This is a genomic window from Enterovibrio qingdaonensis (genome assembly GCF_028683135.1).
GTDB classification, from domain to species: Bacteria; Pseudomonadota; Gammaproteobacteria; order Enterobacterales; family Vibrionaceae; genus Enterovibrio; species Enterovibrio qingdaonensis.
The window spans coordinates 16,639-37,262 of record NZ_JAJUBB010000004.1; the positions used below are offsets into that span (position 1 = coordinate 16,639).

At 44.7% G+C, this 20,624-nt stretch carries 20 protein-coding genes; 16 read left to right on the forward strand and 4 right to left on the reverse strand.

The window, feature by feature from the left end; genetic code table 11:
- The first annotated feature begins 124 nt into the window (after positions 1–124).
- From LRP49_RS07065 to LRP49_RS07110, 10 genes are all read left to right on the forward strand, one after another.
- Complete coding sequence (locus LRP49_RS07065; RefSeq protein WP_274141222.1) at positions 125–505, forward strand: hypothetical protein; 381 nt, start codon at positions 125–127, stop codon at positions 503–505.
- A gap of 206 nt (positions 506–711) precedes the next feature.
- On the forward strand, positions 712–1,542 hold the full coding sequence (locus tag LRP49_RS07070) for a hypothetical protein (protein WP_274141223.1): 831 nt from the start codon (positions 712–714) through the stop codon (positions 1,540–1,542).
- A gap of 141 nt (positions 1,543–1,683) precedes the next feature.
- Positions 1,684–2,580, forward strand: coding sequence for a LysR family transcriptional regulator (locus LRP49_RS07075; protein WP_274141224.1), 897 nt, complete (start codon positions 1,684–1,686; stop codon positions 2,578–2,580).
- Between the two features lie 103 nt (positions 2,581–2,683).
- A complete protein-coding gene (locus LRP49_RS07080) occupies positions 2,684–3,511 on the forward strand; it encodes a putative hydro-lyase (RefSeq protein ID WP_274141225.1) in 828 nt (275 codons plus the stop codon).
- A gap of 44 nt (positions 3,512–3,555) precedes the next feature.
- Positions 3,556–4,536 (forward strand): TRAP transporter substrate-binding protein, encoded by a 981-nt coding sequence (locus LRP49_RS07085; protein ID WP_274141227.1) that lies wholly within the window; start codon positions 3,556–3,558, stop codon positions 4,534–4,536.
- A 108-nt stretch (positions 4,537–4,644) separates the two neighbouring features.
- The gene (locus tag LRP49_RS07090) at positions 4,645–5,175 is read left to right on the forward strand and encodes a TRAP transporter small permease (RefSeq protein WP_274141229.1); all 531 of its coding nucleotides are present in this window, start codon (positions 4,645–4,647) and stop codon (positions 5,173–5,175) included.
- Positions 5,175–6,482: a TRAP transporter large permease gene (locus LRP49_RS07095; protein ID WP_274141230.1), complete on the forward strand. Its 1,308-nt coding sequence runs from the start codon at positions 5,175–5,177 to the stop codon at positions 6,480–6,482. Before LRP49_RS07090 ends, LRP49_RS07095 begins: the two co-directional genes overlap by 1 nt.
- A 28-nt stretch (positions 6,483–6,510) precedes the next feature.
- Positions 6,511–7,251: a 5-oxoprolinase subunit PxpA gene (locus tag LRP49_RS07100; protein ID WP_274141232.1), complete on the forward strand. Its 741-nt coding sequence runs from the start codon at positions 6,511–6,513 to the stop codon at positions 7,249–7,251.
- Positions 7,238–7,924 (forward strand): 5-oxoprolinase subunit PxpB, encoded by a 687-nt coding sequence (gene pxpB / locus LRP49_RS07105; protein WP_274141233.1) that lies wholly within the window; start codon positions 7,238–7,240, stop codon positions 7,922–7,924. The genes LRP49_RS07100 and pxpB overlap by 14 nt, the downstream gene beginning before the upstream one ends.
- Positions 7,921–8,841: a 5-oxoprolinase subunit C family protein gene (locus LRP49_RS07110; protein ID WP_274141234.1), complete on the forward strand. Its 921-nt coding sequence runs from the start codon at positions 7,921–7,923 to the stop codon at positions 8,839–8,841. The genes pxpB and LRP49_RS07110 overlap by 4 nt, the downstream gene beginning before the upstream one ends.
- A 23-nt stretch (positions 8,842–8,864) precedes the next feature.
- Here LRP49_RS07110 and LRP49_RS25310 read toward each other — a convergent pair whose 3' ends face one another.
- Entirely contained in the window at positions 8,865–10,214 is a 1,350-nt protein-coding gene (locus tag LRP49_RS25310; RefSeq protein WP_420791528.1) for a transposase, read from the reverse strand.
- Between the two features lie 85 nt (positions 10,215–10,299).
- Between LRP49_RS25310 and LRP49_RS07120 the strand changes: the two genes are divergently transcribed.
- Positions 10,300–11,847, forward strand: coding sequence for a bifunctional metallophosphatase/5'-nucleotidase (locus tag LRP49_RS07120; protein WP_274141235.1), 1,548 nt, complete (start codon positions 10,300–10,302; stop codon positions 11,845–11,847).
- A 123-nt stretch (positions 11,848–11,970) separates the two neighbouring features.
- Here LRP49_RS07120 and LRP49_RS07125 read toward each other — a convergent pair whose 3' ends face one another.
- The 3 genes from LRP49_RS07125 to LRP49_RS07135 are packed head-to-tail and all read right to left on the reverse strand — an operon-like array spanning position 11,971 to position 16,502.
- Entirely contained in the window at positions 11,971–13,125 is a 1,155-nt protein-coding gene (locus LRP49_RS07125; RefSeq protein WP_274141236.1) for a glycosyltransferase family 2 protein, read from the reverse strand.
- Positions 13,122–15,263, reverse strand: a complete 2,142-nt coding sequence (locus tag LRP49_RS07130) for a peptidase domain-containing ABC transporter (protein ID WP_274141238.1) — start codon at positions 15,261–15,263, stop codon at positions 13,122–13,124. Before LRP49_RS07130 ends, LRP49_RS07125 begins: the two co-directional genes overlap by 4 nt.
- 6 nt (positions 15,264–15,269) lie before the next feature.
- On the reverse strand, positions 15,270–16,502 hold the full coding sequence (locus LRP49_RS07135; RefSeq protein ID WP_274141240.1) for an HlyD family secretion protein: 1,233 nt from the start codon (positions 16,500–16,502) through the stop codon (positions 15,270–15,272).
- A gap of 264 nt (positions 16,503–16,766) precedes the next feature.
- Between LRP49_RS07135 and LRP49_RS07140 the strand changes: the two genes are divergently transcribed.
- The 5 genes from LRP49_RS07140 to LRP49_RS07160 all read left to right on the forward strand — a co-directional run bounded on the left by LRP49_RS07140 (position 16,767) and on the right by LRP49_RS07160 (position 20,624).
- Positions 16,767–16,925: a hypothetical protein gene (locus tag LRP49_RS07140; protein ID WP_274141242.1), complete on the forward strand. Its 159-nt coding sequence runs from the start codon at positions 16,767–16,769 to the stop codon at positions 16,923–16,925.
- 77 nt (positions 16,926–17,002) lie between these two features.
- Positions 17,003–18,856, forward strand: a complete 1,854-nt coding sequence (locus LRP49_RS07145; protein WP_274141243.1) for a hypothetical protein — start codon at positions 17,003–17,005, stop codon at positions 18,854–18,856.
- The gene (locus LRP49_RS07150; RefSeq protein WP_274141245.1) at positions 18,853–19,299 is read left to right on the forward strand and encodes a toxin-activating lysine-acyltransferase; all 447 of its coding nucleotides are present in this window, start codon (positions 18,853–18,855) and stop codon (positions 19,297–19,299) included. The genes LRP49_RS07145 and LRP49_RS07150 overlap by 4 nt, the downstream gene beginning before the upstream one ends.
- A gap of 264 nt (positions 19,300–19,563) precedes the next feature.
- On the forward strand, positions 19,564–20,064 hold the full coding sequence (locus tag LRP49_RS07155) for a GNAT family N-acetyltransferase (RefSeq protein ID WP_274141246.1): 501 nt from the start codon (positions 19,564–19,566) through the stop codon (positions 20,062–20,064).
- Positions 20,065–20,204: 140 nt separating this feature from the next.
- Positions 20,205–20,624: a hypothetical protein gene (locus LRP49_RS07160; protein WP_274141247.1), complete on the forward strand. Its 420-nt coding sequence runs from the start codon at positions 20,205–20,207 to the stop codon at positions 20,622–20,624.

Genomic DNA, 20,624 nt, shown 5'->3' on the forward strand with positions numbered 1-20,624 from the left:
CGGGCCTGATTACCAAGAAATTATAGAGACGCAAATAAGCAACGCACTGTGCATAAAAAGTCAAAATCAAAACCCCATTTTTTTTCGAATCAGACCATGGCTTTATGCTGTTTGGGAGCTAACCATGAGTGTCCTGTTTTCTCTGATTATCATCATGCTGCTTACCGCTTTCCCGCTAAAAGCAGCATTGCTTGAGCACACTGAATCACTGAGCCGGAATCATTTTTACGTTGCTATCGACACCGACGACACACCGTATCAACACGTATTTCAAGTCGGAGGAGAGCACATTAACCACTACTACATTCTCGGCTTTGAAGGCGATATTTTCTCTGTCAACGTACGAGGATTTGACGGGCAACCTGATGTTTATATAGGCGGGGATAGCGTTATACATAACGAGGGAACATATCAGGTCGTAAAGCAACACACATGGTTAGAGATTGCCATCTCTGCACACCCTTACTCTGAGTACCTGATAGAGGTTCACGTTCATCGTGAATAAAAGTGATCTCCCAAGACCAACAACGTGAAGCACGCATTGCGTTGCTAAATGCACTAAAAACTGAGCTGCGGTTTGTATCCCAAAGAACGCAAAAACTGCAACTAGGTGTCCATACAATGATTGCGTTACTTGAACGATCGTGACAGATGACGTTTAGCCAAAGTGCGCAGAATTGAGTAAATAAAACGTACTCCAAAGGAGGAGAAATGAAAAAGCTATTGGTTCTCATCAGCTTATTCCTTGCGAACCCGGCGGTATTTGCACAAGAAGAAGTCAGTTGTTTAGAGGCAAAGTACCGGGTTGAAAACCACGATACCCAAAACGAGTTCAATGCCATTTTTAAGAATTTTCTGAGTCAGAAGCACCATTCATCAAATTCTCACTCATTCCATGTCAATGAAAACTTTGTTGCCATATCCCAATACACGAAGTACAGAGAAAAGCAGTCAAAAATTCTCGAAGAGAGAATGGGAATCTACGAATGGTTAGTCGCAACGCTCAAAAATCTTCCTGCGGACAACGTTATCCGTGTTCCGGAGGAATACGCCTCAAACGTCAGATTCCTTATTCGAATAACATTCCAAAAAGAAATTCCTATATCAACGCTTATTGAAGGGGCAACGTTAACTGACGATGACGTGTCATTGCTACAAGAGCAGGCAAAAAACGAACTCACAACGTTTTATCAAAATCAAAAATTATACGCAGCGAAGATTTTGAAAAATGATGATGTTCAGACAGTGGCTTTTATGTGGAATCAATATTGCGAGGTGGAAGATAGCCCGCGACCCTACGAGTCACGACTCAATGGTACACGCGTGACGCTCGACATCTACTGTATTGAAACTGGCACCCACACAAACACAAGTTTTGCCATTGCCAACTCAATAGAAGGCCAGCACTATCTACATAATGAGTTTTCTAACAAGGAATGGGTCAGCATCAAACTCCCTTTTGAAGAATCAAACATGCTCACACAGTTTTGGACAGCTGGCTACAATCGCGCATGGCGAAAACTGGGCGGCGATTCGCCCTAAAACATTCAAAATGTCGCTTTGCCCAAACAACACACAGATTTTACTCACACAACGAGGTGAGCAGTGACTGCGGGTTATCGCCATGGAAACCCGCAAATTATACTCTATCTTTGTTAATAAACACCGTAGGTAGAGTATTCATTGAACTTAAAACGCATCGAAACCTTCGTCCTCGTCGCCACACTCAGAAGCTTTCGCAAGGCGGCGGAGCAACAATTCACCACGCAACCTGCCATTTCCTCCCGCATTGCCAGCTTGGAAAAAGAGCTTGGCGTGATATTGTTTGACCGCGATGCGTCCCCCATTGCCCTCACGGCTAAAGGCAGAGAACTTTTGCCCTTTGCGGAGAAAATGTTGCAGTCTGCAGATCAGTTTCATCGCCGTGCAGAAAACAATGCGCTGTTTTCAGGGACCTTGCGACTCGGGATTTCAGAAACCGTTGTTCACACTTGGCTGACCGATTTTCTCAAGCAGTTTAAGGAAACCTTTCCGCGCCTGGATATCGACATCACGGTAGATGTCACCGCAAACCTTCGACACGATTTGATGGATCGAACACTCGATCTCGCGTTTTTAATGGGACCGATTTCTGAAGCCTCAGTCACCAATCACCCTCTCTGTCGCTACCCGCTTGCTTGGGTGGCAAGCCCGGTTATTGATTTACCGGAACAGACACTTTCTCTCGACGACTTGGCCCGGTGGCCGATTATCACCTACGCCAGAAATACCCGTCCGTTTGGCGAGATAAAAGAACAGCTTTCGAATGCTGACACTGCGGAAGTACGCTTTTTTACATCGAGTTCACTCTCTGCATGTCTTCGCATGACAGTCGATGGGTTAGGACTCGCCAGCTTGCCCACCGCCATCGCGCAAAAAGCGGTGGATGAAGGCAAGCTACGTTACGTTGACTGCGACTGGACACCTTCCCCTCTTGGTTTTACCGCCTCCTACTTGCAAGCCCCGCTGAATGGGGCCGCCGAAGAAGCCGCTAAGCTCGCGGTAGATATTGCAGCAAATCACGCTCACATATCCGATTAATTTTATTTATCAAAATCCGTAAAAAACTATAATTGGACGGAATGACACCAAGATGTAACATGTAATTAACAATAAACTTAAACTCTAGGTGGGGCGTAAACAGATGCTTGCAGGACAACAACATTCAATTACAACCAACCAGCATGAAGCATCCCTTATACAAGCCCGTGAGATTCGGCAGTTAGCTCGCAGCGGTTCGTTTAACGGCTCCACCAGCGGTTTTGCATCAGGACTCGCTCAGGGAAACATCGTGATATTACCGAAAGCGTGGGCTGATGATTTTCTGGTGTTTTGTCAGCGTAATCCAGTTGCATGCCCTCTCCTTGCTGTTTCCGCACCCGGCGAGCCTCTATTGGATGCGCTGGGTCATGATATCGATATCCGTACCGATGTACCGGAATATCATGTTTTTCGGCATGGAAAATTGACCGAGAAAATTCAGGATATCCGCCAACTGTGGTGGGACGATATGGTGACGTTTGTGTTGGGCTGCTCTTTTTCGTTTGAGGACGCCTTAATGCGCGCGGGCATTTCGCTTCGTAATATCGATTGTCAGTCCAATGTATCCATGTACCGCACCAATATCCCGGTCGAATCCAGTGAACACTTTGGCGGCACCATGGTGGTGTCCATGCGTCCCTTTAAGCCAGCCGACGCCATACGCGCAGTACAAATCACCACGCGCTACCCGAAATCACACGGCGCACCTGTTCATTTGGGACACCCAAGCATGATTGGTATTGAAGACATTACCACGCCCGATTTTGGCGATGCAGTACCGATTCATGATGACGAAATCCCCGTATTTTGGGCTTGCGGCGTGACGCCTCAAGTCGCGATTGCAAACGCAAAACCCCCGATTGCAATCACACATGCTCCTGGAAAGATGCTGGTGACAGATATTGCTTCTGAGCAACTTTCTGTCCTTTGATAAACGCCTTACCACAATGAACAATTGAGAAAAGGAGACTTCCGATGAAGTTGTTGAAAACCCTGCTACCTGCGGCAGCACTCGCCCTTTCGGTGTTACTGGTGCCCTCCTCTTTCGCAACCCAATGGCATATGCCAACCCCATACGGTGATGCGAACCTGCCGACAAAGATTGCATACGGTTTTGCTGAGCAAATTAAAGAGTCAACAGGCGGAGAATTAGACATAAAGGTGCATTCTGGCGCATCACTAATGAAGCACCCTGAAATTCCTCGTGCAGTACGCACTGGTCAGGTGCAGTTGGGCGAAGTGTTTATCGGCATCATGGGTAACACCCACCCAATCTTCAAGCACGACAACATTCCTTTTCTAGCGACCGATTACGAGCAGGCTCAAAAACTGTGGCAAGCCGCTAAGCCAGAAATCGAAAAGCAATTGAGTAAAGAAGGAATGATCCTGCTTTACACTGTGCCTTGGCCCGCGCAAAGCTTATATACCAAAAAAGAAGTCAACTCACTGGCTGATATTAAAGGCACCAAAATGCGTGCTTACAGCCCTTCAACGTCACGTCTGGCAGATCTCATGGATACCACCCCAACCACGGTGCAGGTTCCTGATATCCCGCAAGCATTCAGCACCGGCATCATCGATGCCATGATCACGTCACCTTCCACCGGTGCTAACGGTCAGGCTTGGGACTACCTCAGCCACTTTACCGAAGTGAAAGCGTGGATCCCGAAAAACTTTGTCGTCGTTAACAAGCGCGCGTTCAAACGTTTGGATAAAGACACGCAAAAAGCCATCCTAGATGCAGCCGCCGCAGCAGAAGCACGCGGTTGGTCAGAAGTTACCGCGCAAGAAGCGAAGGACACCAAAACCCTCGCTGACAATGGCATTGTCGTTTCGCAGCCATCGACACTGCTACTGAATGAGCTTCAGGATATTGGTGTCACGATGACAGAAGAGTGGGAAGCGGAAAATCCGAAAGCACTCGCGCCAGTTCTAAATAACTATCGTAGTGAATAGCTACCTCAGTGAGTAACCACTCACTTTGACAATACCCTCCCCTTAACATGGACGTGGGGAGGGAAAAACATCCAAACACATTCCACATACCAATCAGGAAGGTTTCTCATGAAGCGCACACTGTATTTGTTGTCAGGTGGCTTATCCGGCTTTTTCATCGTGCTGATCATGGTGATCATCCTAGCCCAAATTGTCGGTCGCTTTTTAGGGTTTATCGTCCCCTCGGCAGAAGATTTTTCCGGTTATGCACTCGCCGCTTCGACGTTCTTTGGCTTGGCATATACTTTCAGAGAGGGCGGGCACATTCGTGTGAACCTCGCGATTCAACGCTTACCCGCTCCAGTACAGCGACCACTAGAAACCGTTGTGCTTCTCTTTGCCTTTCTGCTTCTTTGTTTCGCCAGCTACTACTGCACATATATGGTGTGGGAGTCATACGATTTCGAAGAAGTTACCCATGGCTACATTCCTATTCCATTGTGGATCCCTCAAGTGCCATTAGCCGTTGGCATGATTGCGTTTACGCTCGCTGTGCTTGATAGCCTAATCGAAAACGTGCGCGGGATTACTCCTCACTACAAACTGCTTGAAGATGAAGATGTGTCCATCGAAATGATTGATGACAAGGAGGGCGTGTAATGGACATGACGCTTATTTCCATCATCCTTGCTGTCAGCATGCTGCTTTTTCTTGCTGCAGGACTCTGGGTATCACTAGCACTAGTGGGTGTCGGTGTGTTGGGCTTATACCTCAGCGGAAACGAACAAATTGGATTACTTTTCGCCTCTTCAAGTTGGGGCGCGAGCACCAGTTGGTCACTCACCGCGCTTCCCATGTTTATCTGGATGGGAGAGCTGTTATTCCGAACCCGTCTTTCAGAGGATTTGTTCAAAGGACTATCACCTTGGCTAAGCAGTTTTCCTGGGAAGCTGCTCCATGTGAACGTCCTCAGTTGCGGTATTTTCGCGGCCGTTTCGGGTTCATCAGCTGCTACAGCCGCCACCATAGGGCGAATGACACTGCCTGAACTAAAAGCACAAGGCTATAGCGAAAAAATGGCTGTTGGTACCTTGGCCGGTTCCGGTACCTTAGGCCTGCTTATTCCTCCCTCCATTATTCTGATTGTTTATGGTGTTGCCGCGGAAGTATCGATTGGTCGCCTGTTCATTGCAGGTGCTTTGCCCGGCATCATGCTGATGACGCTGTTTGTTGGCTACACGACCGTTTGGGCTTTGTTCAATAAAGACCAATTACCTCAACATGATAAAGATGACATCACGTGGAGTGTGCGTTTTAAAGCCCTGAAAAAATTACTCCCAATCGTCGCGCTCATCGCCTTTGTGCTGGGTTCTATTTATGGCGGTTTCACCACGCCAACAGAAGCGGCTGCTTTGGGTGTGTTTGGTGCCATGGTGCTTGCCAAGCTAACAGGGTCACTGACCAAGCAAAGCTTTATCGATAGTCTATTAGGCGCGGTAAAAAGTGCTTGTATGATCGGGTTCATATTAGTCGGTGCACACTTTCTCACCTTAGCGATGGGTTTTCTAGGCATTCCCCGTGCACTGGCAGAATGGATAGCTGCCATGTCACTGTCCCCTTTTGAACTGCTTCTTTACCTCACCATTTTATTCGTGGTGCTTGGTTGCTTCCTTGATGGAATTTCTGTGGTGGTACTGACCGTCGCAGTCGTACTGCCGATGGTTCAACAAGCAGGCATTGATTTACTGTGGTTCGGTATATTTATTGTTCTTGTGGTCGAACTGTCCCAAATCACACCGCCTGTCGGCTTTAATTTGTTTGTTATTCAGGCACTCACCGGCAAAAACATACTCTATGTCGCAAGGGCTGCGCTTCCGTTTTTCATGCTCATTCTTTTGGGATTAGTCTTGATTACCGTGTTTCCTGAGATAGTGACTTATCTCCCTACTACGATGAGTCAACGCTAGCGACGTTGCGTAACAATAAGGACATTGGATGAAACTTAACTGCGACATGGGCGAGAGCTTCGGAGCTTGGACGATGGGCAAAGATAGCGAAGTCATGCCCTGCATTGATATGGCGAGTATTGCCTGTGGGTTTCACGCATCAGATCCCGTCACTATGCAAAAAACCGTGGCGATGGCACGCGAACATGGCGTGACAATCGGCGCGCACCCCGGCTATCCGGATTTAATGGGTTTTGGACGCCGTAAGTTTGATTGCACGGAAGAAGAACTCTATAGCTGGCTGGGCTACCAAATTGGCGCACTGAAAGGTATTTGTTCCCAACAAAAAGCCATTGTCGATTACGTCAAACCTCACGGTGCGCTTTACAACACCATGATGAAAGATTTGTCCGTTTTACGAACTGTCATGCTTGCCGTGAAAGACTCTGCACCAGGCTGTCCGCTGGTTGTCATGGCGATTCCAAATCGTCAGCCCATTCAAGCAATGGCCGATGAAATTGGCATTGATCTGATGTTTGAAGCCTTTTCCGATCGCGCGTATGACGATGAAGGCTTTCTGGTTGACCGACGTATTGAAGGGGCAGTCCATGGCAGTGCTGCGGCTATCTTCCGACAAGTCCTGCAAATCGTTGAACAAGGTTCTGTGAACACCCTGAGTGGAAAAGTTATTCCTATTCAGGCAGACACCCTCTGTATTCATGGCGATGGTCCGCATGCGTCTGCTGTTGCTCAGTCTCTTCGTCAGTGGAGGGACAATGGCGCGAATTGAACCCGTTAACGAACAGACCCTGATCATCTATTTCGGTGACAAAATAGATGATGCTATTGCGGCTGACGTGAACACGGCCATCTATCAAGTCAGAGATGCACTCGGAGACTTGGTGACAGACATGATCCCCTCGTACAACTCAATGCTGGTGGGCTTTGATCTCAATCGCACTGACCGCTTTGACATCATCAAACGTATTCGTACGGCACTGAATGCAACAACGAGGAACGTCGACGATGATGAGAACAATGTCATTATCGAGATCCCCGTCTACTACGGTGAGGAAGTGGCATTGGATATGCGCGATGTTTGCGACAAGACAGGCTTAGATATTGAATCTGTGATTCAGCATCATAGCCAGCGAGAGTATCGCGTCTATGCCATCGGTTTTAGCCCCGGCTTTGCCTATTTAGGTAGCCTTGACGACGCCATTATGATTCCCCGCAAATCGACGCCGCGCCTTAAAGTACCAACGGGAAGTGTCGGTCTTGCGGACAACCAAACGGCCATTTACCCAAGCAGTACACCGGGCGGCTGGCAAATAATCGGTCGCACTCCTCTAAATATGGTTGACTGGGAAAGTGACTCCCTCGCCCGTGTGAATGTGGGAAACCGTGTAAAGTTTCTTCCTATCGATAAACAAGAGTTTTTGAATCAAGGGGGAATTTTGTGAGTTTCGACGTCATCAACCCTGGCATGCTAACCCTGCTCGAAGACAGCGGTAGGTTGGGCTATCAACACCTCGGGATCACCACTGGCGGACCGATGGACGAGCATGCCTTCTACTGGGCCAATCGGCTATTAGGTAATGCCCCTGACACCAATATGCTGGAAATCACCTTCGGCCAATTGCAGCTTAAAGCGAATGCAGCTACCAGCATCGCGTTAACCGGAGCCGACCTTGCCGCCACGCTAAACGACAAGCCTATATCCCCTTGGCTTACCTATGCTGTTTATCCTGATGATGTAATTACTTTCGGTATGCCAAAGCAAGGTCTACGCGCTTATCTTGCCGTTAAAGAAGGATTCGATGCGCCGCAAAAACTCGGTAGCTGCTCGACCGTAAAGCGTGAAAATTTGGGCGGTTTAAGAGGTAACGGTGAGCCGTTGAAACAAGGCGATGTCTTAGCTTTTACCCCGACATATCACCACGCCGAACAACGCACACCGCGTTGGGCAATCCCCGATTACGACGCCCCGTTAGAACTTGGCGTTATGCCCGCCTATCAGCACGACAGTTTCACACACGACGCACAAATGACTTTCTTCACCAGCCCTTACGAAGTCAGTCAGAATATTGACCGCATGGGCTATCGCCTGTCCGGTGCCGAAGTGAAGTGCAACTTAGACGGTATAATTTCGGAAGGTATCGCTTTTGGTGCAATCCAAATTCCCAATGATGGCCAGCCAATCGTACTCATGAAAGACCGGCAAACCATCGGCGGCTACCCAAAAATCGGTTGCCTTAGCAGCCTAGGTGCAGGCCAACTGTCACAGCGCAGCCCCGGACAAATCGTGACGTTTAAACCGATGGATGTGGCAGATGCCGAAGTCGAAAGACGGCTGTTTAATCACGTAATGTTTGGGTAAGGTAAATAGCGTGATACCTCGTTTTATAAACAAACGCCGATATGTTGGGCATCGCTTTCCATTCTAAGGCCATTAGGCTCCACCACCGGTAGCTCGTGGTTATACCGCGCAGCCAGCACGGCCGCAAAGCTATCAACCCGTGAGGCAGTGAACTGGGCGAGGTTTAGCTTACTCATGTTCTGCTCGATAAAGCTCACTGCTTGTTTTGCCGTTATTAAGCTAATCGCTTCGGGTGCTAAATCCATATTGCCACACAGCACCGAGAAGGCTTTACTCGCCCCTGAACTATCACGAAACTCCTGCCAATGGTTCTGCCACCAGCCCAGCTTTCGAACGTTTGATAAACGAATATTCCCGTCTGTTTCCCCCACCACATACGCGAGAGACATCTGCTGGTTTTTCACTTGGTTGGAAAACTGTGTGATGCATGCGCCGCGAAGGAACACTTCATGAGAAAGTAAGTGCGCGCCCCCGTCGTCACCATGGTTCAGCATATTGAGAACAGCGAAATGCGCGTGAGCAGTTAGCACAGGCAACGCATGACTGTGCTTATTACTCCCCAGTGATGCCACGCCAAAATCACAGCGGTCGAATTGTTGACGCAGTAAGAATCGCTGCTCTTGTTTCTGTGCCAGATCGATAGCAGAGTCAGATATTTCAACCACTAACGGTGGTGCATCCGCACAAGGCTGGTATTGGCCTGATTCGGGTAATACCATGGGTACCAATGACGTACTGATGTGCAGCACTCGTCCACTCTCAATGTCTGTAGTAATAATGCCCCAGAGCTGATTACCCTTACCTTTGTAGGGCAAGGTAAACACGGTGCTTGCCATAAATTTTGAAGGCTCACCGCGCCACATACTTTCCTGCGCTTGACGCTTTAGCTGTTCGCAGGCGCGATCAAAATGCACGCCTTTTTCTGCTGCAAGTCGAATAAGGCTCTCCCCCTCTTCGCCACAAAAAAGCGCGTTTTTAATTTGTTCCACTAGCTGTTGCTGGCCTTTCATCACGGGGGTGCGCATCGAAAAGGTTTTCTGACACGCTTTGCATTGAAGGCGCTGCTTACCGTTGCTGCTTTGTCCGAAACGTTTGATTGAATGAGAGCCGCAATCTGGGCACCGCTTACCCGAAAGTAGCGCAACTTGTTGTTGCCAATGGTTTCGCATCAAGCCGTAGCTTTCATTGTCCAGCATGGGCGGTGTCGCTGAGCACACGCCGCAACGCATGGCCAAAAAGCCTAATGGACGAATGTTGTATTCGTACTCCTTGGCATTTGGAACACCGAGGTTTTTGCAGCGGCCGCTTTTGCATACGTTTAGATCAAGCATCTGAATAGCAACAAAAAATGAAAATCGCGCAATTCTATCCATCCCACCGAATTAAAACGTGATGTTCATCGTAATTTGCACGCAAACGTTTCCGTATATTGCCGCCCGTTTACCTAAGGAGAAGAACATGAAAAAACGTTTGCTTGCCTCTTTGATTGCGTTAGCAGCAACGCCTTTGTGCGCGAAAGAATTGAACATTGTGTACACCAATGATATTCACGCGAAGGTGGCTCCGTTTATCGCACGTTATGTGGATGAAGAACGCGCAGTGGGTGGCTTTGCGAATGTCGCTAGCTACATCAAACAAGAAAAAGCAGCGCAACCTGAAAGCACAATTGTGCTTGATGCGGGCGACTACTTCTCTGGCTCTACCGTCGATACCTTGACCGAAGGTGAAGCGATCATCGACATCATGAACAGCATGGGTTATGACATTGCATCGATTGGTAATCACGAGTTCGATTACGGCTGGGACAACACACTTGTTCAACTGTCCAAAGCAAACTTCGAAGTATTGCTTGGCAACGTGTTCTTTGAAGGCACCGACAAACCGTTTTGGGATAAGCCATACACAATCGTTGAACGCGATGGCTTGAAGCTGGGTATTATCGGCCTACACGGTAAATTCGCTTTCTACGACACCGTGGCAGCCAACATGCGCCAAAATCTCGAAGCGCGTGACGAAATCGAATACTTGCAAAAATACCTTGATGAACTGCGCCCGCACGTTGATATCACCATTCTATTGGCTCACCAAGGCACACCTGCACGTCAATCCAGCCTCGGAAACAACGACGTTCGCCGAGCACTGGACAAAGACATTCAAACCGCAAAACAAGTAGCAGGTCTCGACATCTTAGTAACCGGACACGCGCACGTTGGCACACCAAAAGTGATTGAAGTGAACGACACGCTGATCGTTTCTACCGATGCCTACGGCATCAACGTGGGCAAGCTGACCGTCGATTTCGATGAAAAAGCCGGCAAGATCAAAGATTATGATTTTGAGCTGAAAACCATTTGGGCGGATGAGTGGAAAGCCGACCAAGAAACGCACGCGCGTATCGAGAAATGGAAAGGCGTAGTGGATAAAATCGTCAGTGAAAAGCTTACGCACACTGAGAATACGCTGATTCGCTCATACGGTGAGTCTTCAACGCTGGGCAACCTCGTTGCCGATTCCATGCTGCCAAACTTCCCTGACGGTGAATTAGCCTTTACCAACAGTGGCGGCATTCGCGCAGATATTGAAGCGGGCGATATCACTTACGGCGATGTAATTGATTCACTGCCGTTCCCGAACTACCCAGTGGTGATGGACTTAACTGGCAAACAAATTCGTTCGCTAATGGAACACGCTGCTGGCCTGACTAACGGTGTGATGCAGGTATCTAGCGGTGTTCACATGGCATACGACTCGTCTCTGCCAGTCGGCGAACGTGTATTGGAGCTGTCGCTTAACGGTAAGCCAATGGTTGACGAGCGCACCTACCGCGTTGTCACCAACAACTTCCTTGCAGACGGTGGTGACGGCTTTGCAGCCTTTACAGAAGGTAAGAACCGTAAAGAACGTGCTGGCGAGCCATTGTCACTGGGCTTTAAAGCATACTTAGCACGCCCAGACGCGCTAGCAAAAGTCGCGGAAGTGCGCATCGAAGATCGTAAAGCGAAGTAAGCTCTCGGGCTAAAAAAGTCTCTTTAAACAAAAAGCCACAATGTAAGTTGTGGCTTTTGTTTTGTTGCTACTTACCATGAACGCTCACAATGCTTTTGGACTGGCAGCGTATAAAACCGAAGACTAACGAGTCGCCCAAACTTTTTTGCGCCCAAAAATCTCATCAATCACACCGCAGAAATGGGGAATACTCACAAGCCAATCTTGGAAGAACGAAACAAGTGTGGACCTGAATACTTCACTAAGGGAGACTTTTCTATTGTGAATAACCTGGTACTTGTAGCATCCATAAAAGTTCATCAACATTGTTAGGCTAAACAGAACAATAAATACATCAAACTTCAGTATGCTTAATGCAATCCACATAAACGGTACAAAGATGCCTGCCATCCAATAAGCAAGCCAAGGCAAGCAATAAATTGAACGTTTGTAGTTCTTCTTAAGTGCCTCTTTGAATGCTTCGATTCTGCCCCGAGCCCAACGACGACGTTGCTTGAAAAAGGCATTCATTGAAACAGGACACGTCGTGTACGCATGCGCTGTTGGTATGTAGCCGATAAAATTCCCCATCACTCGGGCTTTCCAAGTCCATGAGATATCCTCAACTAACCAATTTTGCCAATGACCGACTTCATCCATCGCACCTTTGCGGTGAATACAGAAAGCACCAGCTAGCACTGAACAGAAACCAATCGCACTTTGACCGTGTTTCATCACTGGATAAATACCAATGTGCTCATAATACTGTAACCTTTCCATCATTGACTTGCCGTCCTTGATAGAAATCGCCCCCGATGCTGCCGAGAAATTTGGATGCGACTCCATAAATGATACCGAATTTCGAATCGCATCTTGAGCCAATACAGTGTCTGAATCTATAACCACAATATAGTCTGATTCTTTAGACAGGTATGGATAGCCATAATTCATTGCAATTGACTTCAAACCGCCATTTTCTGGCTTTTGAATATGATCAACTGTAAATGAAAAGTTGTTGGAGGAAAGGTGATTTTCAACATCCAGATTACAACCGTTATTCGAACCATCATTTACAAGAACAACTTGCTTTACATAGGTGGAATTCTGGTTAGCAATGGAGTTCAACGTATCTATGATGTCCTGAGGTGTTTCATTATAATAGGGAATAAGAATACTAACACTCTTATCGTCATTTTCGCTTGAAACAGGTTCAAACCTTATAGCTTTATAAATATAAAAGAACGAAACTGAGACCTGAAAGACAATCAGTGTAACAGCCAGATATATCAAAAAAGTCATACTAACTCCATATTATTTTCATTGGCTCGCTGATCAACACTGACTTCACTGCATCCGTTGCTAGTTAGCACCAAGACTCTGTCCGCCATGTTAATAGTTTCTTTACGATGAGCTATAATTAATGATGTAATCCCTAACTCTTTAATTCTATGATTGACGATTGATTCATTTTCTCCATCCAAATGACTCGTTGCTTCATCTAGTATCAATAGCTTTGGCTTTGAATATAACGCCCTTGCGAGAATAATACGTTGTTTTTGCCCTCCTGATAATGAATCTCCCATATCGCCAACAAGTGTACGATGCTTCATTGGCATCTTATCGATATCATCATAAATTGAAGCTGTTTTCGCACACTCCATTGCTAATTCAAAGTCCGGACTCGGATCAAAAAATGTAATATTATCTAAAATGGTCCCAGAGAACAGCTGGTCATCTTGCATTACAACACCGATGCTATTGCGATACTCATTTCTATTTAAGCTCTTTATATCATGACCTGCAATTTCAACACTTCCTTCTGAGCAATCATTCATTAAGAGTAAAAGCTTGATGAGTGTTGTTTTTCCACATCCTGACTTTCCAGTGACCGCCACAGACTCCCCTGGACTAACATTGAAATTTACATTTTTAAATACATAGGGGGTGTTATTGTCATATTTAAACGATACATTCTTGAACTTAATGTCACTTTCAAAAAAATCACGACTAAAAGCACCTTCAAGATTTAGTTCTTCTTTTTCTTCGAGCATAATGTCAGCTAAACGCTCGCTGTGAAGACGCAACATTTTCAGTTCTAAAGTCCGGTCTATGAGATCTATCGTTCTGCCGATAAACTGCGCTTTGTAAGCAATAAATGCGATCATCATACCGATTGTAATCTCACCACTTAGAACCAACAACGCCGCCATCCAAATGACGAATACAGTTTCCAAACAAAATATAACCCCATTAGTAGATGAGATTACTATATTAAGTTTAGATAGCTTTATAGACGAGTTTATTTCATTAACTTTATGATTCTGCCAAAGTCTCAATCGAGATGAGGCTGCCCCCTTCAACCGTATTGGGACTATTCCTCGAACTGCCTCTATAAAGTTTGAATCCGTCTTAGCAGAGGCTAAAATTGTTAATTCCAAATAGTTTTTGAACTTCGAATACGTAACTAGCCTAAGAACCAAATAAAGAGAAAGGAAGAAAACAACAATTAGCGTTAATTTAATGCTGTAAATTGAGATAATTGCAAGAATCCCCAATGAAAATACGCCATCAAGAATCGTTTCAATAAAATTATTAGAAATAGTTTGTTGAATTGTCGATACTGAAGAAAATCGCGAAGAAATGTCTCCAATATGTCTCCTTGAAAACCAATCTGTTGGGAGGTTTAACAGATGATGATATACCCGGCTACTCCACTGCAAATTGACCCTAGAACTCCAGATCAACAGAAGCCAGCTGCGGAAAAACTGGGTTGAAATTTGCAGTAAGCCAATGACGATGAACCCCAATGCAAGAATGGTCAACATGGAGTAGTCGCTGCTTACTAGCACTTTATCAATAACCCACTGCGTAAAGAGTGGAGAGACTATACCAAGAATTTGAATCGCCACTGTAAAGGCAAAAAGATAGAGCAAGGGACGTAGTAAACCCAAGGAGCTTCCCAACAAACCAGAAAGAGAAATGCTCCTCACCTCAGACTTACGCTCGAAACTAGAAGAAGGCGTAAGCTCTAGGGCGACACCTGTAAAAAACTGGTCAAAGTCTTGGATACTTAGGACCTGCTCTCCCAACGCTGGATTATGCAGATAAACCTTATTCTTTTTTATCTTTTTAAGTACGACAAAATGGTCCATGTTCCAATGTAAAATACATGGGAGTTGTAACCCTTCGATTTGATCAACTTCCAACGACAAAGGACGAGCTTGAAAACCCATTACTTCTGCAAACGAAATGATTTCAGCGAGGCTTGTTCCATTAAGTGAAACATTAAATTTCTTCCTTGCACTGGCAACATCTAATTCATAACCATGGTATGTACCAATCATCGCCAAACACGTAATGCCACACTCAGTAGCTTCGGATTGATAGTAAATAGGAAGTTTACTAAAAAATGACAGGTTTAAATTTTGACTAGACATACAACCCTACTTATCACTTAATAGTAACCATTCGTACAGTTTCATAATATCTCCCTTAATTGAGACATTAAACGCCATACTAGGGCTCAGTGTTTTATCATGACCATCAACGTAAACTTTATTATCTTCTATTCTAGCGGTAAGTTTGTAATATCCGCTTGATGGATTAAGCTCTAGTGTTTCTTTAGCCATTTCGCTAAGTTGTGTGAATGGAACAGGAACTGGAGAAATTTTCGTTATCACACCTTTAAATTTCCCAAATTTTTCATAAGGAAATGAATGGTATTTGATATCCATTTCATCACCTACCTCAACCCAGCTTATCTTTTCTGAAGGAAGATAAATCTCTGCGTACAGGACGCTACCCTTAGGTATAATTGTAAATAGAGGAAGACCGTCAACTTCATAGCCAACATTTGTATTAAGCATGGTAACAACACCAGCAGATGGAGATTTAATAATACTGCTTTCACTCACACCAAACTCGGCAGACATTATTTCAAGCTCACTAACATCCCGTTTAAGTTGCGATATACTCAGAACTTTTGATTTTTCTAGCTCTTCAATTTCAGTGTTTAATATTTCATTTTCTTTTGTTATTGAGAATACATCTCTTTCCAATTGCTTAAGCCTTGATAGCAAATTCACTTTTAGGCTTTTTTGGTCTAGTAGAGATACTTTTGACATATGTTTGTTTTTTTGCAACTCTTCGTACATTGCAATTTTGTCATCTACAATATCTACATTTTCTACCGTAAGTTTCATTTCATCCTGGATGATGTTGATTTCTCTTTCATTCTTCTCAATTCTCTCTAGCAATTTCTTCTTAAGTACTACATACAGCTCTTCAGTACTGCTGATCTCTTCCTGTAACGAAGAAAGTGCGGACTGATTTATATTGTACTTCATCCTTAATACATCTTTACCTTCTGCATTAAAGATCGATCTTTTAAACTCAACAAGATTGTCACCAAGAGAAACATAATCATTCTCTTGGATGTGAAGCTTATCGACTACCAACCCTTGCTCTCCAAATACCCTTACTACGCCTTTATCTGAGACGAGATACCCCTGGGTGTCTATTACACGCTGATAATCAATGAAAAACACACAAACCGTGATTGTTAGAACAATTGTTAAAATGGTTAAAGGTAATGATTTAATGTCATTGGAAGTATCCAACAAGCCATCAGTTGTCATTTCAGTTGGCTTGTAACTTTCTCTATAAATACTTCTCACAACGACCTCCTAAGACTCGTTATTAGAAGTATTACCATCGCTTAAACTCTTCAATTTATTTTTAAATCAATAAAGACCATGTGGGATTCATGTCTAAATTTTAATGCAATCGACGGCATTACTAGACATCATCCGATATTGTTCACTCCAAAGAAATAGAAACGTAATCTTGCTGTATTGACAGTTTTATTCAGGAAAAGTATTGCTAAAAAGGTAAGGAAAATAGACACCTTACATTCGTTATTTATCTATTAAGGATATGTTATGAAACTATACAAAATGGAAGAGCTTTCAATCCAAGATTGTACTCACATTGTTGGTGCTGGTGCAGAAGGTGGTGAAAGTGGTGGTGGCAGTACCAACCCAGGTTATGACGAAGAAGGTAACCCTTGGAACCCAAACCCAGGTAACCCTGAGGACTAAGTCCTAATCGTTACTTCAAAGGTGGCAGTTCTAGCCACCTTTGATAATTACCCTTCGCAAAAGTCAGGAGTATTAGCGTGAAGTTTGCCGCAATACAGCAGAAGCTGTCCCCCTCATCTTTACAGCCATTCGAAGCTCGTCAACTAAAAGATCCCGTAGTATGCTGGATAAATACCGCGCTACTGACAGAGTATGGATATGATTTAAGTAGCCCCGAAGCCATTGCGAAAACCAAAAATCAGTTAATCGACGAATATGCCTACATGATTAGCAACGATGATGTAGGCACGCCGTTAACTTCTCGTACACGTACATTCTACGGCGAAATCTATGGTTCTGGGTCTGAAGCATCGAATATCGGAGGCGTTCGTTGTGGGATTGCTAATGATTTTCAAATTAAAGGTATTGGACGCAATCAACTTACCGGGAAATATGTCGACTATTGGCACAGCCATGGAGGCGCATCTCTAGAAGAAGGTATTCGAGAAGCATTTTGGGCTGAATATTTTCATCACGAATTCAGTGAAGGTGCCATAAGAGTTGCCGCGATTATTTCTACTAATCACATCACGCCTTTTGATATTAATTTTGATGAACTGGGAATAACAACCACTCCAGTAGGCGCTCTGATACTCAGGGAGCCATCTGTCCGCCCGTCTCATTTTGAAAGAGTGACATACTGTTACCCTTTAAACCCAGAAAAATTTGAAAATTACTCTGATGTACAACGCACAAGAGAATGTATCGAGAATATTCATCACTTTCTACCTGCAGGGGAAAACTTGACAGAGCAGTTCAAGTCACTGGCCAGAATATTTTCTTCTGAATGCGCCAAACTAAGAATTCGATGTGTGCTACATGGTTCTGTTACATCTTCAAACACATGCCTAGACGGCAGACTTATTGATTTTGGAACCGCATCCGGACTTCCAGACCACGGTAATTACAAATACAACCCTTCTCAGCCCCCGATATGGTCTAACCATTTGTCTTTTACTCGATTAATGTGTGGGCTCTTATACTACGTCAATAAGTATCATCCAGATTGTAGTGCCGATGAAGATAATATTGATGACACTGAAATCGTAAAACACTTTTTCGATCATCATTATGAACACATGCTTCAAGAATTATTGTTCTTATCTGGTATCGACGTACCGCTCTCGGGTACAGAGAGAACACCTGATGTCGTCAAACTCGTTAAGTACTCCGAGACCCTCCTCAAAATCGTTACAATAAATTCAGAAAGGGAGAAGAGGTTATCGGGGTACGAAGGCACAGCTTATTATTCATTTCATCAGATCCTTAAAGATCTTGTCTGCGAGAGCCCAAACCTCATCGTGTCACTAAAAGGTAATCAGGCCTTATTAACCGAGCTTAAGAATAACTTTGAGAATGCGGTAAATGCGTCTAGAACCATTATTAACAACCACATAAAACTAGAAAATCATTTAAAAGCGATAGATATAAGCGTCAAACTGAGAAACTCAAAACCTGAGGCTTTGTATAAAAACTATATCTCTATCTATAAAGACATCGTGGAAATGGAAGCTGAGCAAAACACAAAGAATTTGAATCTCACTGCATTTATGGATGAGAAAATCAGTTCATCGCGAAGGATGAGCCTTTTCGTAGCTCCCGGAGAGGCATTAGTCAGGACAAAACATTACACCAAGTATGGTGCGGAATGCGCAGTCATTTACTCTTCCTTAGAAAATCGAGTCCTGTATCGTTTTTCTTTTCCAATGAATGAGGATTACTGTCTCGTATTCGGTACCAAGGTTTCTTCAATCGAAATGAGAGAACATATTAATAATAAGATGTTTGTCTTGGATGCGGCTCTTTCAACCGCTCTAAGGTACCTCTCTTTACCGAATGGAGAAAATATTGAATTACCGTCAGATATAACGCTACCATCAGGTGAATTATGAACAACACTGAAATCTATTCTGACTGGCATGAAAAGTATATCAGAAGGTTAGGACTCATTACTTTAGCACTGTCTCAGTCTGCTCATTATCGAGTATTTCAATTTGCCTCCATCAAAGCTTGGATTCTACCTGCGGTTTGCCATGGAAATGAGCACGTGTTCGTTGATCCTGATTTAGGCTATGTGGAAGGGTTTATGACATGGGCGTGCGTAGATGAAAATACGTTCAAAAGACTAACCACTAACTCAGATTACATGCTCCATCCAAGTGAGTGGAATGAGGGCGAACATGTTGTCGTATTGGACTTTTCAACAATGCCTGGGTGCTTTATTTCTAGGTTGAAAAAAATCAAGCAATCAGGACTATTTGATAAATATCAGTCTGTTCATTCCATCAGGCGAAATCACGAAGGTGAAATACTGAAAATAATAAAATGGAAATAGCCCAGCCCACAAAGATATAAAAGGCAGTGAACACGCTGCCTTTTTTCTTCTATATAGTTTTCTTTTGGACTTTATTACTACCATATCAAATCGTATTTACCACTCAAACACCGCTCGGTATCAAAGCCCATGGGCAGAGAGTTTACAAGGTATAATTCCCAATTACATAACTCGTAACTTGTTCAGTCAGCCTCATTAGCTAGCCAAGACTCAGCGATTGGGGTAGGCTTCGCAGCATAAAAAAACGTATGGAAATACACGTATATGTCAGTGGCTGTAAGAGACGTTACCCTTCAAGATGCGCAAGGTATCATCGATATCCTCAACCCGATTATTGAGGATGGTCGATACACAATTTTAGATTCCACCTTTACCTTGGAAGAAGAGCAGTTCTTTATTCAAGTATTTAGCGAAAATGGTGTATTCAATGTTGCCCAGCACGCTGAGACATCGTACATTCTGGGCTTCCAGACCGTTGAGCCTTTTGCCAATTATACCCGTTCGTTCGATCATGTCGGCATTATTGGCACTTACGTGGAAGCTAACAGTCGTCGTCAAGGTATTGCTTCAGCACTGTTTGCTAGCACGTTTGAAAAAGCGAAAACCATGGGTTACGAAAAGCTGTTTGCCTATGTCCGTGACGATAACGAAGCCGCATTGGCGACATACCTGAAAAACGGGTTTGAAGTGGTGGGACGTGCGAAGAAACACGCCAAGATCAATGGCAAGTATATCGATGAAATTCTGATCGAGAAGTTTCTGTAGTTACAATTCTTCCCTCAATATAACGCGCACAACGCGCGTTTTTTTACACGCAAATTACGTCTAGCTCAGGCGTTTTGGTATAACTGACATCTCGGCTGATAATTATGCGATGGGCCGTGAAAACACAAGGAAGCGTGCCTATGAAATCAAAAATGCTCGCCTACACCATTTTTACGCTCGTTGTGACGCTTCAACTGCTGAGCTACTGGAAATATGCATCGCTAGAAGAAGACGCAGAGCAAGCAGAACGCGCGGCCTTCGAAACATATTTTGTTGGTGATGATGAACGGCTAAAAATGGTTGGGTTTTCTCATAAAAACAATACCCTCTCTATTGCCTTGGCCATTATGGGGTTAGGAGAAGTGCCCGAACAGCGAGATAGACTTCAGGCGAACACACAGGCGTTTGTTTACGACAAAGTGTGCAACAACCAGATACTGGTCGATTATCTTAACCAAGGAAACACCATTTCCGTCGAAATTCTAAACGGTGATCTTGATGCGAGCAGAGGCAGAGAGAACATCGCCAGTATGAAGATGACAGCAAGTCGTTGCGAATAG